Below are 17966 nucleotides of genomic sequence, written 5' to 3' on the forward strand. Positions count from 1 at the left end.
CTTAAAAACTTTAATTACTTACGACAACAAGTCAGAATTATTCATCCTCGTCATCTACTGCAACATTTAGCAGCAATTCGTTGACTTTCACAATACTTTCTGCTGATTCCTTAACATAGTCACCTTCGATTGCTAATAAACTTGCATTTACATAGCTGATAACCATCGGTAAATTCATCCCAGTATATAAGTCAAACGAAGCACCTTGCATAATTTTTTTCGATAAAATATTACAAGGTGTCCCCCCTAATAGATCAGCAAAGACAACAAAATCTTCTAACGATTCCGTAATCGCTTCAAATTTTTCTAAAAAGTCAGCTTCACCTTCTTCTGGTAATAAAGCAACAGTGGAAATTGTTTCTTGCGGTCCCATAATCATCTCCGCACTTTTTTTCAATTCCTCGCAAAAACGGCCATGACTTACTAAAACTAAATGTTCACTCATCGATTTTCTCCTGTCTTACTTATTTTGAAATAACACCTAACGCAGACAATGCGACACAGACAATTAATACGATAAAAATGGCTTTAGTAGACGTCATATTCTTTTTACCTAGCATCCAATAAACGCCACCGACAATTCCTGCAGGAAGTAGACGTGGTAAAATCATATCCAAGTTATTTTGCATGTTAAGTGTTACATCCCCAATACTTGGTGCCCATGATAGTTTGACATTAACCATTGTTGCCACTAAAGCGCCAACCATGAAGACCCCTAGTAAAGTTGCAGCGTCTGTTAAGGCAGTTAAGCGGTGTTGCATAGTTGTTACCAAAGAAATTCCTTCGCGATACGCAAATTCCAATTGTTTCCAACGGAAGACCATCACGGCAATTTGAGCAACAATCCAGATAAAGATACCAGTTGGGTTGCCATTAATCGCCATGTTGGCAGCTAGCGCCCCAAAAATAGTTGGAATTAAAGCTGCGAAAATTGAATCCCCAATTGCTGCAAACGGTCCCATTAAACCAGTTTTCAAACCTGAAACTGTTTGTTTTCCAGCAATGCCTTCTTTTTCTTCAATGGCCAAATCGATCCCTGTAATAATCGTATTAAAGAAGTTTGAAGTATTGAAAAATTGCGTGTGTGTTTTCATCACTTCTTTTAATTCAGGCGTATCATCCCCATAAATTTTACGCAATTGTGGCAAAATCGTATACAAGTAACCTGATCCTTGCATTCTTTCGTAGTTCCAACCTAATTGGAAAGTAAACAAGCTTCTGCGATTAATTTGTTTAAAATCTTCTTTCGTCAATTTATAATTAGATTTCGTCATCTTCAATCTCTCCTTCGTCTGAATCATTCGCTGCATGTTCTTTTTTGGCTGCTGGTCCACTCGGAATCATTTGGCCATTTTTGTAGCTAATTGCGGCTAAAGCGAAACCAATTAAAGCGACTGCTAACATTGGTAGTGCGTTAAATACACCACTGAAGTCTTTCACAACGCTCGCAACAGATGTTCCTAAAAGTTGCATGTTTGTAAAGATTGTTCCTAGTAAAGCAGTTACAGTGAAACCAAGAATTAAATAAGGGAAATGTTTTTTCACTGGTAAGTAACGTAGTAAAATTGCAAAACCGACCGCTGGTAAGACCGCCCCAGCAACAGACAAGCCATCACCTAACCATTTCAAATCGCCATTTAGGACAGATACAACTTTTTGTACTAAACCACCACCAAAAGCAAGTGCTAAGAAGACTGGAATCATTCGAGAAAGAGACCAAGGTAAGGCACCCATTAAGAAGTTACGTTCAATTCCTTTGTAGTTCATATCTTCGACCATTTTATCAATTCGATGTGCAAAGTAGGTATTCGCAAAACGAGCCAAAATGTCTAATTGAATCATTAAACTAGCAACTGGTACTGCAATAGCAGCGATTGCTTGTTCAGGGTTCATTCCTAAAGACACAGAAAATGCTGTGGCAAGAATCGTGCCTGAGTTAGCATCAATTTTGGAGGCACCCCCGAAAGTCCCAACTCCTAATACAGTTAATTGCATACTTCCACCAATAATAAGTCCTGCTTTAATATCCCCCATCACTAATCCTGCAAAAAGACCTGCAAACACTGGCGCACTTAATGAAGAATAAATTTGTAATTCATCTAAAATTTGGTATCCTGCGTATAATGTTAATAATAAGATCTGCCACCATAAGATATTCATTTTTTGTTCCCTCCTATTTTGTTATCAAACTCATAAAGTCTTCCGCTTTGTCACTTGGCACCATTTGAGCAATCAGATGGACACCTTTAGCATTTAACTCTTTAAAAACCTCAATATCTTGATCGACCACATTGATTGACTTAGTAATCGACCGTGTTTCGTTTGTTTGTGACATGTTCCCAACATTGATTTCTTTAATCGGCACCCCAAGTTCTACTAGTTTTAATAAACGATCTGGTTTCCGTACCACAATTAATAAACGTTGTGAGTCGTATTTTCCTGCTAAAATATTTTGAGCAGCTTTTTCAACTGGTAACACGCTTAGTTTCACGCCAGCTGGTGTTGCTAATTTCAAGCCACTTTTTTCAATGGCATTCCCTGCAACTTCATCATCAACGACCATAATTCTGGAAATATTCAATTTTGTCGCCCATAAATTTGCCACTTGTCCATGAATCAAACGTCCATCAATTCTTACGCCAATAATACTCATTGTAATCCCTCTTTCATTTCTTTATATAGTGGTTCTTTTACTAACTGAATTTCTGGTTGGTACGTTCCTTCCGTTTCAAAAATGACGATCTCATTTTGCCCTTCTTTTAATAATCCTTTGGGAATATATAAGGAAAGCGTCGGACCAACATTCCAGAAACGACCAAGATTGGTTTGGTTAACAAAAACAATTCCTTTGCCGAATTTAGAAACATCAATAAATGTATCTTTCACTTCTGCTAACTCCATATGATACTGGTAAAAGCTTGGTTGATCAGGTTGCCATTCTCTTGAATAGTCTACCTGTTCACAGCTTGTCATAGGTAAACAATATTGTTGCCATTGTGTCATAAAATGTAAATCTGCCATGACACCCGTTCGAATCCCTTTTTTCTGAGTATCTGCAAATAGTTTGTGCCCGTAATTGACACGACCCATATTTTCCATTAAAACATCGATTTGATTATTCTCTTGCGGCAGTGTAACGTAAATATCTTCGCCAATTTCCGTTTGATATTGCGTTGCTTGATGTACCTGATTGACAAATAATTGCAGACGATCACGACCGTCAATCACTCTTAGCTTTTCTTCTGCAGCATCTTTTTCAATGCTTGTTCGGTAAAGAAGATAGCCGGTATTTTGTCCTAATTGTTCCATGGTTTGCGGATAAACGCTGACCACTGGCTGACTAATCGTTTCTAAAGTCGCAAACAAACTCACTTTGTTTGTTAAAGGAATTGCTGTTTGCGCAAAAGAATCTTTTACTAATGGTTCAGCTTGTGGTAACGCAGGGTACTCTTCGTGAAGCATTTTTTGTAACGCAAAATACTTTTCGGTTGGGTTCCCTTGTTCATCAAGTGGCGCATCATAATCATAGGAAGTGATTTGTGGTAAATCAATGGTTCCTCGTGCGGAGCAGCCATTCATAAACCCAAAATTGGTGCCGCCATGAAACATATATAAGTTGATACTGCCTAATGCTAATGCTTCTCTAACTGATTCAGCCAATTCTTGCGGATCTCGTTTAATAATTGGCTCTTTCCAACGATTAAACCAGCCATCCCAAAATTCCATACACATTAGCGGCCATTTTTTACCATGTTCTTCAAAAAAGGCTTGCATCATACCGAAATTTTCTTTGGCTTTTGAGCCAAAATTCCCAGTTACTAAAATATCATCTTCAATCATGCTGCCTGCCCGCAATGTTGCGCGCCATGGCCCGTCAGAAGTAAAAAATGGTGCTGTCACGCCACGTGCAATCATCAAATCGCGAATCGCCCGTAAATACGCTTTTTCTTCGCCAAATGAACCATATTCGTTTTCGATTTGAATCATTAAAATATTGCCACCGTTAGCAAGTTGATGCGGAACAATTTTTTCCATTAAAACATCATAATATTCCGCAACATGCTTCAGATAGGTTGGATTATTCGAACGCATCCGTCCTGGTTCATTTAATAGCCAGGCTGGAAAACCGCCAAACTCCCATTCTGCACAAATATAAGGAGACGGCCGCACAATCGCATATAGTCCAAGTTCTTGTGCTAATTTTAAAAAGCGCTCCAAATCTAATATTCCCTCAAAATGAAATGTTCCTTTTTGCGGTTCATGTAAATTCCATGGTACATATGTCTCAACTGTATTGAAGCCTAAAGCTTTCAAGTTATAAAGTGAATGATGCCAATCTGAGGGATCTACACGAAAATAATGAATGGCGCCTGATAAAATTTTAAATGGTTGACCATTTAAAAGAAACTCCTCTTTAATTTCAAATCTTTCCACATTGCCACCCTTTCTAGTAAACGCTTTCAATCACTGGATAATTGCTAAATAAAGAAAGCTTTTTATTTAGCAATTTCGACTACTTGGATGTTCATAAGATGTTTCTTCACGTTCTCTACGTCTACATGCCCAGTCGTTCTTTCTTGGGCATTAGCCATTCCAGCCGCCATGCCCCATTTTAGCAGTTCGGCCGCTGGAGCATCCTTGGCTAGTCCATATGCAAGACCAGCAATGGTTGCATCTCCTGAACCAACAGGATTTTTAGCTTGAATCGTTGGAATTTTTACACGATAGAATTGATCTTGATGTTTGACAATTGCACCATCTTTTCCTAAAGATACGACAATCCATTCAATTCCAGCAAACATTGGTTTTGTTAAAGCTGTTTGTACAGCTGCTAATGGATTTTCTGAAAAATCTTGCTCTAGCAATCCTTCTAGTTCCTCTAAATTAGGTTTAATTAAATACGGTTTCCATGGTCCTTGAAGAACTTGCCTTAAACTATCACCAGAAGTATCTAGTAGCACTTTAACCTCTTGTGCTTGAGCTTTTTGAACTAATTCTTGATAAAAATCTGATGGTAATCCTTTCGCTAAACTGCCAGAAATTGTGACAATTTCTGCTTGCTTAATTAATTGATCGAAATTTTCAAGGAAGTTACTGATTTCTTCTGGGGAAACAGTTGGTCCAGCTTCTAAAATTTCAGTTTGATTCCCCTCGTGCAAAATCGCAATCGAATCACGTGTTTCTTCTTTGATTGACGTAAATGCTTGGGGGATGTTTGCTTTCTTTAACTCATTTGCAATAAACGCCCCATGAAAACCACCAAGAACGCCGGTAGCGATAACATCTCCACCTAAATCATGAATAACGCGAGTGACATTTAGTCCTTTGCCACCAGGGGTTTTGGTCACCTGACTGGTCCGATTAACGGTATCAAGCTTTAGATGATCTAATAGGTAGGAGATGTCAATTGACGGATTCATTGTTACTGTTACTATCACAGCTATGCCTCCCAATTACCCTTCGTTTACTTGAACTTTCGCATGCCAAGAGCTGGCGGTTGCTGCGATGACTTCATTTAAACTTTCAATGTTTTCTCGGCCTTCTGTTTTTAACCAATCACAAGCCGCAGTTTCTCCTGCTTCAACGAAAGGTTTCACGCCATTTTTCCACGTAGCACGGCCACATAAAACACCATTAAATGTTGAACCAGCTTCTTTAGCGAAACGTAGTGTTTCTTGGAATAGCTCTGTTGAGACACCGGCACTTAAAAAGATAAATGGTAAATCAGTGGCTTGACTTTGTTCTAAGAAATAATTCGCCGCTTCCTCTTTTGTATACGCTGTTTCAGCCGGCGCAAAACCTTCTACAAAATTCATATTAACTGGAACTTCCACTTTCAATACATCTACTTTATATTGGGGTTTAGAAAATTCTTTCATCATTTCATTCACTTTATGCGGTTTAACTTTTGCATATTCTAAAGAAGTCGCATCTGCTATTTGTGCATCATAAGAAACTAATTCTAAGTAAAATGGTAGGTCTTCTTCTGCACATTCACTTCCTAAGCGTTCAATGAATACATGTTTTTGATGATTGATTTCTGGATCCTCATCCACATCATAGTATAGTAAAAATTTAATCGCATCTGCGCCTTCTTCTTTCAAGCGTAAAACAGACCAATCTGCTAGTAAATCAGGCAATCGTCCCGGAGTTGTTGCATCATAGCCCGTTTTTTCATAAGCGAGTAACAATCCAGCCTCGGTATCGCGTGCTTTTGCAGCAGGCAATCCATATTCTGGATCCAATAAAATGGCAGACGCATAAGGTGTCAATTCTTTCGAGACTAATTCTTTAAACGTTTCAATTTGTGCATCAGTTGGCTCTACATCTAGCGCTTTGATCATTTTTTTCAAGGCACCTCGTTGATCAATGGCTAATGCGCTAATGATTCCTTCTTGGGTTGACAAACGATCCATTGCCGCTTTTTTTCCAGCTGTTAACGTAAGCATAGTTCCTCCTCCAAATATTGTATTATTTATAGTCATAAATCGTTACGCCTTTAACCACACGATTCACTGTACCTGTCGGTGAAGGGGTATCCGGTTTATTTCCAACTTTAATAGATGTTAAAAGTGCGACTGTTTGGGCTACCATGATATCTGCTAATGCTAAATAGCCATCAGGTAATAGAGCAGTTTCTGCGGAATATTCAATAGTTGAACCTGAGAAATTACGTTTGCCAGGTTGAGCAATCGCAAAAACACCCGCCGCAATTTCGTCACCGTGAACTTCTTCTAAGATATCCAAGTCATAATCTCTTGTGTATGGTGTATTATTAACAAAACCAAACATTATTGTTTTTTCATTAATAAATGATTTTGGTCCATGACGGAAGCCCATAGAAGAGTCAAAAATTGTGGCAACTTTGCCGGCTGTTAGTTCTAAAATTTTCAATTGCGCTTCTCTTGTCAAACCAGCTAAACTTCCAGAACCAACATAAACAATTCGTTCAAAATCAAGGTTAACAATTTCATTTAATTCTTCTTCACGGGATAGCACTTCTTCACCTAATTTAATTAGAGCGGTTACATAATCTTGTTTTTGCTCAAAGGCTGTTTGATCAAAGAGTAGTAATGTACCCAAAGTCATGCAAGAAAAGCTACCAGTCATCGCAAAACCACCATCATTGGAACGTGTTGGCATTAAGAATAAAAAGCTGTTTTCTTCTTTTTGGCTTATTTGTGCCAGTTGTCCTTCTTCGGCACAAGTAATCGCTAAATGATGAATTGTTTCAACCACTTGATTAGCTACTTCAACTGCCGCTAAACTTTCAGGACTATTTCCACTTCTTGCAAACGAAACTAACAATGTTGGTTCGTCTTTAATCAGATAATCTTCTGGTTTGGCCACAATATCCGTTGTCCCAATACTTTCGAATGAAAAGGCTTGTGTGTCGCCGTGTGCTCGGAGATAAGGTACAACAGTATCACCGACATATTGCGAAGTCCCTGCTCCTGTAAAAATTACTCTTGTGCGTTTTCCTTGCGCTTTGGCCTGGACTTCTTTTAAAAAGTTTTCCAAAGCTGTTTGATTTTCATGATAAAGTGTCACGGTTTCTTGCCAAAGCTCAGGTTGCTGACGAATTTCACGTGTCGTGATTTCCGCTCCTAGTTGTTCTAGTTCTTCTTTTTCTGCTGTAAACATACTTAACTCTCCTAACTATTCCGAATATGGCGTATCTGATAATGAAATTGATCTGCTCGCGCCACACTCAACGTAAATTCAATAATTTCATTTTTCATGTTATATGTCTGGCGTGCTAAATGAAGGACTGGCGCTCCTTCTGGAATCATCAATAATTTGGCATCTTCTTTTGAAGCAATGCTAGCGTATAATTCTTCATCAGCTAAACGAACGGTTTGCTTAAAATCTTCCGAAAATAGATCATATAATGGCTTGCTACGTAGTAATTGATCCGTGAGTGATAAGAAAAATTTCACAGGCAAGTATGTGTCTTCAACCATTAATGGCTCGTTATCAGCAATCCGCAACCGACTTAATTTAAAAACTGCCTCTCCTAACGAAAGATTCAAATGCTGACAAATAAATTTATCCGCTTCCAATTTTTCGAAGGATAATATACGGGTATGTGGTTTTCGACCCAGCCCTTTCATTTGTTCTGTAAAACTATATGCGCCAGCTAAATCAGCGGCCTCTTTTTTTATATCTGAAACAAATGTTCCTTTGCCATGACGACGATAGATGGAACCTCTATTTTCTAGTTCTTGTAGCGCTAACCGGACCGTCGTCCGACTCACTCCATATTGTGCAGTCAATTCACGTTCAGAGGGCAACTTGTCATGAGGAATCATGCATGTTTCGATTCGTTCCTGCAGCAAATCAACAAGTTGATGATACAAAGCTTTGTTTTTAAAGGCATTTTCCATAACTTTCTCCTTTACCCTAACTGGTTATAACCACAAACCAATAGTACGGTGGTTTTTTTTATTTTGTCAATAAAAAGTATTAATAAATATCTTCATACCGCTATAACCTTGAAATGATAACGTTTACATTTTTTTATTTTTCTTTATTGTAATATTTTTTTCCTAAAGAAATCATTTTTTTATAAAAAACCATCCTTAAATATGATACCAGTTGCTGGCTTTATTTTAAATAGACAAAAAAGAGTATGAGACAAAAATCACTTTAGATTTTTGTCTCATACTCAAAATCTGAAAAACAGTTCGATCCCGACTTCTTCGTTTCTATTGTTTGGTTCTGGCAACAACTAACAAGTAACTAATTTTACGAAATCCATGACAATATTCATTATTGAGCATATTCAATCCTTCTACTAATTTTCGTATAAGATAAATATTGATTGAATGTGTTGACACAACGAAAGGCCGTCCTATTCGCATATTGATCATAATAACGCTTGGTATACCACTGAAATTCTTTCGTCCAAGGTTTGACATGGCCAGTAAAGTGGATAATGGATGGTGCTCTTCTCGTTTCTTCATATTGTCTTTCTCCATAAATAGTCGGATGTTTTTTCGCTTTTGACAGAATATAACCTTGGGCGTTCCACTTAGGATGCAACAGGGTCCAACGGTCGTGTAAAACCGCATTCAATGCATCTTGATCATGGAAACGTAATTTATCTGGATTTTCTTCAATAAATCTTAAGACTTTAGTGGTTACATCTAAATTCAACCATTTTTTAACATCGATTAGCAACAAGCCTGAGTTAAAATAACACATAGATTCTGCAGGAATCGCCATTTTTTCCAAACGTTGATGGAACCCTGCATCTTCCACAGCGGCGATGATATTTTCACCTAAATCAACTGTCCATAATTTTGCGACATCATCTAAGGCAATCATGTCACAATCCATATACAACAGCCGTTCGATCTGGCTTCCTCTAAACAGCTCTGGAATAGCAATCCTGTAGTAAGCTGTTTTGGGAATTCGTTCACTGGTTACAACATTTTTGAAAAAATGGGGGTTGATTTTTAAAAATGTTAACTCTGCATTGATTTGGGTATGTTTAATCGTAAAATACAGTAGTTGCTTGCTTTCAAAATTGATATTGTCATCAATCACATAAAAATGAACAGCTGCCGCTGAAGGACTATTTTCTAAAATTGAAACAAACATAGCAGCAAGATGCGGCACAAAGTTGGTATTGCAACAGGAGACAATCGCTAATTCTTTTCTATTTTCCATTTCTTGCACCTACTTTCTTTAACTTGTTTAGATAAAGAGCTGTATAAGGATGATTTTCTAACGTATTCCAGGGTTTATCGTGTCCAGTAAAATGAATAATCGCTGGCTCTTGATTTCCCGCTGTATATAATTTTTGATAGGCTTCATTAGGCGCTTCATGACGATTAAAAACTAAAGACGTCTGCATATTCCATCTTGGTTCTAGAGCTAGCCAATCTTCATAAAGAACAGCGTTTAAAGCATCTTGATCATGATAAACTATGCGGTCCCCATTTTCTTCTAGATACTGAATTGTTTTTCGGGTGATTGCTTTCTCGTTCCATCGGTCAATATCAATAATCATAACTCCTGAATTAAAATAATAATCGGAGGAATGGATGCCCAAACGTTTCAAGGCATATGCTTGACCAGGATCAATAACCGCGCCAATCGTTTGGTTCACTAATGGCGTATCATACAACTGGACAATATCATCTAAAACAAGCGTATCTGCATCTAAATAAAGAACCTTTTTATAGCTATATTTTTGTAAAAGTGACGGTAAAGAAATGCGTAAGTAAGCGGTCGTTGTAATATGATCACTCACTAAAAAATTTTGATAAACTTCTTTGTCTGCTGTTAGAAATTCAACAGTCGCACTTTGTGAGTTACTACTAACCGTTTCTCGGAGTGCTTTTTTGCTAGATAGCGACAGCCCATCATCAATCACATAAAAATGAACAGGTCTCTCCGCATGACAATTTTCTAAAACAGTTGTCATCATTACATTCAAATAAGGAGCATAATTTTCGTCTGAAGCTGTCACAATTGGCACAATCTTCTGATTTTTCCTCATCAAAACCACTCTCCTCTTTTATTTTTATAGCTAAGTTCCTATTCAGAATAGGCCCTGAAAAACTTATCTGCAAATCATATGCTCATTATTTTATAATATAATTATAATAAAAATATATTTTATGGCTATAAAATAATTTTATTTTCCGTTAACAACTATTAAAAAACAACATTTCTCTTACTTTATCCTCAAAAATACTATTTATTTAATACTTGTTTTACTAATTTTTTTATCTAAAAATTCGCCTGTTGTATTTTCTGTTGATGGTAATTTTAAAATGTACAGCGAAACTTAATATAAATTCTAAACTGACTTCTTACTCAATAAAAGAGCGAAAGAGCCTGGGACAAAAATCACTTTGGATTTTTGTTCCAGGCTCAAAACCTGATAAATGGCGAGAACAGAACCAATTCCTTCGAAAATAAACGGTTCTGTCCTGACCTCCTTCACTTCATATATGATTCTCTTTCCCTTCCAAAAGTTATCCTTCTTAAATGATCTATGGCGTAGTCGGATAATTTTGGACTGTCGTTTGATTGCCATTTTGACTAAACAAGCTAGTTGATTGTGCATTTTTTTGTTTTTCTACTTCTAAGACTTTGTTTTTTTCAAAAGCTACATCATAGTTGTAGTCCTTTGGTTGCACTTCTTGGAATCCTTGTGGTTTATAAAAACGTAAAAGGTTTTCCTGATTTAATTTGTCAGATAAACTTAACGATTTTTTCACCCAATCGTTATCTTTCGTGACTTCTGCTTTTAAATCTGCTGGAACTTGGTCTAATTTTTTTCCTTGATTATTGTAGATTTCCCCACCTAGATACGAAAATTGAGGCGTTACAAAATCGCCATTTCTAAAAGGAACCACTTGTTTATATTGAGGAGATAAAAGGTCCGTGCCAAAATGGATATAATTTTTATCATCGACACCTAAAAGATGGTACAGTGTCGGTAAAACGTCAATTTCCCCACCATATTCGTGCATGATTTTCCCTTGCGTATAGCCTGGCATGTAAAACATCAAAGGTACTCTTTGCAATTGCGCATTGTCATAGTTTGTCCACGTTTTTGGATCGCGGTTGAAGGCTTTACATAAGTCCTTGTTGTTCGCATCTGAAATACCGAAGTGGTCACCATAAATAACAAAAATAGAATGATTGTATAAACTTGTTGTTTGCAAGTAATGGAAAAATTGTTCTAGCGATTGATCCAAATAGTGCGCTGTTCGAACATAATCATCCACAATCGAATTGCCTGTGTTCAATTTAGGAAACGGGAAGTTTTGGTCATCCGTATAATAAGGGGTATGATTGGTCACAGTTAAAAACTTCGCATAGAATGGCTGCTGTAAATGCTCAAGCTCACTAGCTGATTCACGCAACAATTGTTTATCTAAAATACCGTAACCTAGCATTTTGTCATCTTTTGAAAAATATGACCGATCAAAAAAGTATTGATAACCTAAGTTTTTATACACATGGTCCCGATTCCAAAAACTCCCCACATTTCCATGGAAAACAGCGGTTGTATAGCCTTTTTGTCCTAAAACTGCGGGAGCCGCTTCGAAAGTATTGTCTGATCCTAATTGTGTAAAAAGAGAGCCTTGCGGGAGCCCGAATGTTCCTGTTTCCAACATATTCTCCGCATCACTCGTTTTTCCTTGCCCTACTTCATGAAAGAAATTATCAAAACTGATTGTCGCTTTGTTTTGATAGAGCTGATTTAAAAACGGTGTAACCTCTTGGCCTTGGACTTTCATATTAATCAAAAATTGTTGAAAACTTTCTAAATGAATCACAAATACATTTTTTCCTTTGGCAATCCCGGCATACTGTGGATTAAGCGGTAAATTGTTTTGCTTGGTAAATTTCATGATTTCAGGTAATTCGTTTGAACTAGCTTCTGCTCTTACCTCATTTGACATGGCTGTTTTGACACCATCGATGGCTGTGAATGCATCCAAGCCAAGATATTTTACAATATAATTACGGTCAAAAATTCTTTGAAGCAATTGAGGACGATCGGTTTCGCTTAAAAATAAGTTAACCGAAAAGAGCAAGACACTTAAACAACTAATTGAGATCGCCAATCTTCTGTTGATAGGTTTGGTCACAAAGACTTGATGATTCCGTCGCTGTTTAAAAGAGTAAAATACCAAAACGAGCAGCACTAAAGTATCTAGCCAATAAAAGACATCGTGGACTCTCATTAAAGCAAGTAAATCACCAGAAATCCCTTCTGAAACTTTTGAAAAGCCAAAAACAGATTGGATGGTAATAAAGTCAGTGAATTCACGATAAAAAATAATATTCAAATATAAAATTAATGTATTTAAAACATTTAAAAGAGTTAAGCTAAGCATAAATGTTTTATGCTTTTTAAAATACAAACTAAAACCAAATAATAACAGCGTAGTAGCAACTGGATTGAACCATAAAATTTCTCGTTGGAGACTGCCCTTAACGCCCAATGAGAAATCTAGGTAATACGCCAGAATCGTTTTTGCCCAAAAGAGTAAAACAAAAAATAAAAAGAGTCCTAATCGGTTATTTATTTTTTTCATCTAAGTTTGTCTTCCTTTCCCTTCAAAAAAATCTTGATTTGTTAAAAATAAAACCTAACTCTGCGCAATGACTTTTTCGCTAGCGGAGAATTGGATAAATAACTTAAAAAGATAATCGCAATGGCGCAACATCCAAATAAAAGCCATACGTTTGTAAAAGGTGTTCGAGTAAGCGAACTAGTAATAGGCTTTGTAATTAAAAGACTTGGTAGCGCCACCCCTAAAGAATTGCCAATTTGCTTACATGTCACCGCAATGGCTGCTGCAGTTCCTGACTGAGAAAGTGGCATTCCTTCAATCGCTGTAATGGTAATCGGTGAATTTAACATCCCAAACCCAATGCCTAAAAAGATATAAATAATAAATAAAATAATCATAGGCGTTGTTTTAGTTACAAATAATTGTAAAAAGCTAACAGCCAACATTGAAATACCACAAAGCATAATAGGACGTTTCGTCCCTATTCTCCCTACCATTTCGCCGGCTCTCGGTGCAACAAGAAAACTAACAAAAGCCAAAGGAATGGTTGATAAGCCAGCTTCCAACGGGCTGAAGCCTCTCATCTCTTGCAAATATAGCGTGTTTAAAAATAAATAGCCGTTATATATGATAAAGCCAAAAATAGCTAAAAAAGAAGCCGATGTAAATGGAATAGATAAAAAGAAACGCGGGTTGATTAACGGATTGTCAATGTTATATTCATAAATAAAGAAAATGACAATGGCTAAACAGCCGATTATCCCAGTACTTAAAATATCTGGCGCGAAAAGCCCTTTTCTAGGTAGTCCGATAATGGAATAGATAGAACTAAATAGAAAAAGAATCATCAATGCTTGACCAACAAAATCATTTTTCGCCGTTTTCTCTACTTTTGACTCAGGTACAAACTTTTGTGTAAGGATGATTGCCGCAGCAATGATCGGTACATTTACAAAAAAGACATACCGCCAGCTAAAATAAGAAACAATCAGTCCGCCAATAATTGGGCCCATGCCTAAGGAAATCCCTGTAACAGAGCCCCACAAGCCAATTGCTTTCGCTCGTTCTAACTTTTCGGTAAATACCTGTGTAATAATAGACATTGCTACCGGATTTAACATAGAACCACCAATCCCTTGCAACATGCGAAACGCAATCAATTGCCCTGGGGTTTGCGAAATCCCACATAGGAAAGACGCTAAACCAAAACAGGCTAAGCCCAATTGAAGGACTCGTTTACGGCCAATTCGGTCTGCTGTAGACCCAGATAACAATAATAAGGATGCTACCATTAAAGTGTAGCCATCTGTTACCCACTGTAATGTAGACAGATTCGTGTGAAAATCACTTTGAATGGATGGTAACGCCACATTGACAACCGTAACATCCATGGTCACTACAAACAAACTCATGCAACAAGTATACAAAATAACTTTTTTTCTATCGATCATAAAAACAGTCCTTTCTAGCAACTACATAAAACAGGAAAAGCAACAATGACACTTAAACTTCTAACGACACAGTTATCGCAAGTACTCACGTATCAACAGTTCTTTATATTCCTTGCCATTTAGTTATTTTATACTTAAAAAAATAAATCTTTAGATAGCCAAACTATACACCAGAACCCCTTTAAATTGAACCGTAATAGATACGATTTATCGATTCTTAAGTTATTAAATAATTGAACATTCTGTTCAGAAATATCGAACAGCCCCATAATTGAGCATCTCTTTTAAACAATGAACAACAAAAATAGCCTTATCCGCAGCAAAAGTAAATCTAAGCGAATAAAGCTATTTTTGGTAACTATTCCAAAGTAATTTTAATGGCTAAGTCTCTAGCAACTTTTGTAAAGTTGCCTTGATTTGACCAGGTTGGACAAAAACCGAACTGGAAACATTTCGGTATAAATAAAATTTTTGTTTTCGTTCAATCGGTAAAAAGAAGAGTTTAGAATCAATTTCCTGCAGTTGTTCTTTCCGAAGAGAGATTACCGCATAAACTCCTTTACTTTTTTCAATGAGACGAGTAAGCATCAATGTATCGTAGCAACAAACAAGCGGACTTGTTAATTGCAACATTTCTAGCACACTCTTGGTAGCTTCTAAATGATCTAAGTGATGAGGCAAAAATAGAAATGGATAGTTGGTCAAACAGCTGAAGCCTTCTTCCTCAATTTCTTGTTTAATTTCTCTTGAAACACAAAGATACATTTTTAGTTCAATTAATTGTTCTTTCTTTAAAACTGGACTATTCACATCTGCAGAAGTAATCACAAAATCCAACTCATGATTCTCCAATTTATTCAATAACTCAAACGATGAACCATGGTAACATTCCCAAAAACGATTCAGTTGATCCTCATTTTCTGTCACTTTATACATCAAGGACGTATTTCCAAAACCTAAACGCATCACTGGATTCTCAATCATTTCATGCAAATTAAGTTTCATTTTCTTGGCCTCGTTTAAAATGATATATACAGATTGGACGATTTTATCACCATAGGAATTTAACGTCAAAGAATTCCCGTTACGGTCAAAAAGTAAATGGCCCAATTCACTTTCCAAATCTTTTAATGACGCACTTAAGGTTGATTTACTAACATGGAGTTCAGAGGCTGCTTTGGAAATACTATTATATTTTGCAATGGTATAAAAATATTCTAATTTTTCAATAGTCATCTTTTGTCATCCCTTTTATTCAAATTCATTTGCCCACGCAACCTGTTCAAAACACGCCTCACTCTTTATCAATAGCGTAGTTATTTTTGCTCTAATAAGCTATGTCCATCTTGTTATTTTTCTATAACTAATAGCAGATGGATATGAAAGTGCCTTTGGTAAAACTTTTTTTCGGAAATAGTACGAGCATTCGCAGTAAATTCAGCTTATCAAAAAAGGCGTCTAGCTTTTTCTATTTTACGCATATTTACTTAAGAAATTCCATTTCAATTCTTCTCTAAAAAAGGTAAGATGGACACAACAAATGTTTCAGTTTCCATGCCCATTTACTTTAAGGTTCAGCGTTATCTACTAAGTATGAAGAATGTCAAAGAAAGGTTAGGTACTCCCAATGAAAATCAACTATTTAGGTACGGGTGCAGCAGAACGGATTCCAGGAATTTTTTGTAATTGTAAATTATGTAAGTACGCTCGAGAGAAAAAAGGACGAGAAATTCGTACACAAACTCAATTAATTATTGATGATGTCCTGCTGATTGATTTTCCAGGGGATTCTTATTTACACTTGTTGCAGTATGACTTGTGTTTTGCAGACTTTGACTCTTTACTAATCTCTCATTGGCATTCCGATCATTTTTACGGCGAGGATTTGGCTTATCGAATGTCTGGTTATGCATTAGATATTCCCAATCGTTTAACTGTTTACGGAAATGAAGCAGTTAAGACGTTTTATCAGCGCGCCTTTGATTTAGAAGGTCGTCAAGACGATACCCGATTACATTATCAGGTTATTCAGCCCTACAAATGTTTTACTATTGCGAACTATACGATTTATCCCCTTCCTGCACAACATGGAAATTTCAGTGAAGATTGTTTTATTTTCGTTATTGACGATGGTAAAGATGCTTTTTTATCCACCCATGATACAGGTTACTTTACGTCAGAAATGTTTGAATATCTTGAAAAGAGCCACTTACTTCTTAGTATTGTTTCTTTAGATTGTACTAGTCAAACAAACGAAACTGGCAATAGTCATATGAATTGGGAAGAAAATTTAAAATTAATTGCAGAATTAAAAGAAAGAAAACTCGTCACAGATAAAACGATTTACGTTGCCAACCATTTTTCTCACAATGGCGGCTTGTCTTATGCGGAGATGGCGGCTTTATCTCAAAAGCATGAAATCATTACGAGTTATGATGGTTTAGAAATACTAACTTAATCGGATTATTTGCCTTCTTTTCAGCACTATTATATGCTTTTAACCGATAATTACAAGGTACTTTTATCGTAACTTACACTATCTTAAAAAACAAAAATACTCGGAATTTCCCGTGATTCTGGAAATTCCGAGTATTTTTATGGTTCTTTACGCTGCTGGCACAGCGGATAAACGTTTATTTTCTTCTTCATTCACTCGATTGACAATAAAGTTATAATTCACTTCATTTAGTCTTTGACCATGGTTTCCTGTTTGCTTAATGCCGCCATTGGAATGAACACCAACTACTTCAAACTGAGCATTATAGATTGGTGAACCAGATTGACCACCTGTTGTATCGATATCATAAAATAGTAATGGATTTTCTAAGTCTGTAAAGTTAGATGTAAACAAATCATTTTCATGAGACCATTGTGTGTGGTTTTTCTCACCTGGATAGCCTGATATTGTTACATGGGTATCTGAAGATTCAAACTTTTTCAAAACAAATGGCGTTAAAATTTCTCCCAACTCTGGGCCATCTGGACGATCGTTTTGTTTGCCGACAGTCACTACCGCAATATCCGCATTCGGGGAAAAAGCTACATCAATCACTTTGAATTTGCCAAATGGTGTCGCACTGCCATCTCGACCTGGATAAAACCAAGCATCATCTTTAGCATTCGGATTTAATACTTTGGCATTCTTAAAACTTTCAGCCACATGATTATTGGTGACAATTGTATTGGTTCCAACAACAAAGCCTGTTCCTAAAGAAATATAGCCTGGTTTACTGGCAGGGGAAATGATTCTTCCGATTGACGCAAAAGGCGCTTCGGTTGTATCTGCCACTTCTTGTCTTCTGTCTTCAGGGTCCAGTAACGATCTTTTTTGTCGTGAATGACTTTCGGCAGGAACGATATACTCTTCTGCATTTGCAGACAAGCTAAAACCGGCGATCAAAGTTACTAAAATCAGAAACAAAAAACCAGCACTAATTTTTCGTATGGAGAACTTTTTCATAAGATT

16 protein-coding genes are annotated in these 17966 nt (G+C 36.7%); 1 reads left to right on the top strand and 15 read right to left on the bottom strand.

Annotated features, from left to right (window positions below; all coding sequences use genetic code 11):
• Nucleotides 1–37 precede the first annotated feature (37 nt).
• The 14 genes from IGL42_RS07315 to IGL42_RS07380 all read right to left on the bottom strand — a co-directional run bounded on the left by IGL42_RS07315 (nucleotide 38) and on the right by IGL42_RS07380 (nucleotide 15736).
• Complete coding sequence (locus IGL42_RS07315) at nucleotides 38–445, bottom strand: PTS sugar transporter subunit IIA (RefSeq protein WP_002361967.1); 408 nt, start codon at nucleotides 443–445, stop codon at nucleotides 38–40.
• A gap of 19 nt (nucleotides 446–464) precedes the next feature.
• Nucleotides 465–1274 carry a PTS system mannose/fructose/sorbose family transporter subunit IID gene (locus tag IGL42_RS07320; protein WP_002357254.1) on the bottom strand — a complete coding sequence of 270 codons (810 nt, stop codon included), beginning with the start codon at nucleotides 1272–1274 and terminating at the stop codon, nucleotides 465–467.
• Nucleotides 1261–2160, bottom strand: coding sequence for a PTS mannose/fructose/sorbose/N-acetylgalactosamine transporter subunit IIC (locus IGL42_RS07325; protein WP_002357253.1), 900 nt, complete (start codon nucleotides 2158–2160; stop codon nucleotides 1261–1263). Before IGL42_RS07325 ends, IGL42_RS07320 begins: the two co-directional genes overlap by 14 nt.
• A 13-nt stretch (nucleotides 2161–2173) precedes the next feature.
• Nucleotides 2174–2653 (bottom strand): PTS system mannose/fructose/N-acetylgalactosamine-transporter subunit IIB, encoded by a 480-nt coding sequence (locus tag IGL42_RS07330; RefSeq protein WP_002361968.1) that lies wholly within the window; start codon nucleotides 2651–2653, stop codon nucleotides 2174–2176.
• On the bottom strand, nucleotides 2650–4464 hold the full coding sequence (locus IGL42_RS07335) for a glycoside hydrolase family 35 protein (protein WP_002385857.1): 1815 nt from the start codon (nucleotides 4462–4464) through the stop codon (nucleotides 2650–2652). The genes IGL42_RS07330 and IGL42_RS07335 overlap by 4 nt, the downstream gene beginning before the upstream one ends.
• 32 nt (nucleotides 4465–4496) lie before the next feature.
• On the bottom strand, nucleotides 4497–5438 hold the full coding sequence (locus IGL42_RS07340) for a hexose kinase (protein ID WP_002381804.1): 942 nt from the start codon (nucleotides 5436–5438) through the stop codon (nucleotides 4497–4499).
• Between the two features lie 15 nt (nucleotides 5439–5453).
• Entirely contained in the window at nucleotides 5454–6449 is a 996-nt protein-coding gene (lacD, locus tag IGL42_RS07345; protein ID WP_002357245.1) for a tagatose-bisphosphate aldolase, read from the bottom strand.
• Nucleotides 6450–6471: 22 nt separating this feature from the next.
• Nucleotides 6472–7644 carry an SIS domain-containing protein gene (gene agaS / locus IGL42_RS07350; protein WP_002357242.1) on the bottom strand — a complete coding sequence of 391 codons (1173 nt, stop codon included), beginning with the start codon at nucleotides 7642–7644 and terminating at the stop codon, nucleotides 6472–6474.
• A gap of 11 nt (nucleotides 7645–7655) precedes the next feature.
• The gene (locus IGL42_RS07355) at nucleotides 7656–8387 is read right to left on the bottom strand and encodes a GntR family transcriptional regulator (protein WP_002360115.1); all 732 of its coding nucleotides are present in this window, start codon (nucleotides 8385–8387) and stop codon (nucleotides 7656–7658) included.
• 385 nt (nucleotides 8388–8772) lie between these two features.
• On the bottom strand, nucleotides 8773–9675 hold the full coding sequence (locus IGL42_RS07360; RefSeq protein WP_010710277.1) for a glycosyltransferase family 8 protein: 903 nt from the start codon (nucleotides 9673–9675) through the stop codon (nucleotides 8773–8775).
• Nucleotides 9665–10510 carry a glycosyltransferase family 8 protein gene (locus IGL42_RS07365; protein WP_010710276.1) on the bottom strand — a complete coding sequence of 282 codons (846 nt, stop codon included), beginning with the start codon at nucleotides 10508–10510 and terminating at the stop codon, nucleotides 9665–9667. The genes IGL42_RS07360 and IGL42_RS07365 overlap by 11 nt, the downstream gene beginning before the upstream one ends.
• A 499-nt stretch (nucleotides 10511–11009) precedes the next feature.
• Nucleotides 11010–13070, bottom strand: a complete 2061-nt coding sequence (locus IGL42_RS07370; protein ID WP_002361977.1) for an LTA synthase family protein — start codon at nucleotides 13068–13070, stop codon at nucleotides 11010–11012.
• 41 nt (nucleotides 13071–13111) lie between these two features.
• A complete protein-coding gene (locus IGL42_RS07375; RefSeq protein ID WP_002391405.1) occupies nucleotides 13112–14500 on the bottom strand; it encodes an MFS transporter in 1389 nt (462 codons plus the stop codon).
• A 381-nt stretch (nucleotides 14501–14881) separates the two neighbouring features.
• Nucleotides 14882–15736 (bottom strand): LysR family transcriptional regulator, encoded by an 855-nt coding sequence (locus IGL42_RS07380; RefSeq protein WP_002361978.1) that lies wholly within the window; start codon nucleotides 15734–15736, stop codon nucleotides 14882–14884.
• Between the two features lie 391 nt (nucleotides 15737–16127).
• Between IGL42_RS07380 and IGL42_RS07385 the strand changes: the two genes are divergently transcribed.
• Nucleotides 16128–16958, top strand: coding sequence for an MBL fold metallo-hydrolase (locus tag IGL42_RS07385; protein WP_002369253.1), 831 nt, complete (start codon nucleotides 16128–16130; stop codon nucleotides 16956–16958).
• A 147-nt stretch (nucleotides 16959–17105) separates the two neighbouring features.
• Here the strand turns inward: IGL42_RS07385 and sprE are convergent, their stop codons facing one another.
• Nucleotides 17106–17960: a serine proteinase SprE gene (gene sprE / locus IGL42_RS07390; protein WP_002364098.1), complete on the bottom strand. Its 855-nt coding sequence runs from the start codon at nucleotides 17958–17960 to the stop codon at nucleotides 17106–17108.
• Nucleotides 17961–17966: the final 6 nt, after the last annotated feature.

It is taken from the genome of Enterococcus sp. DIV0712, assembly GCF_050554855.1.
Classification (GTDB): domain Bacteria; phylum Bacillota; class Bacilli; order Lactobacillales; family Enterococcaceae; genus Enterococcus; species Enterococcus faecalis.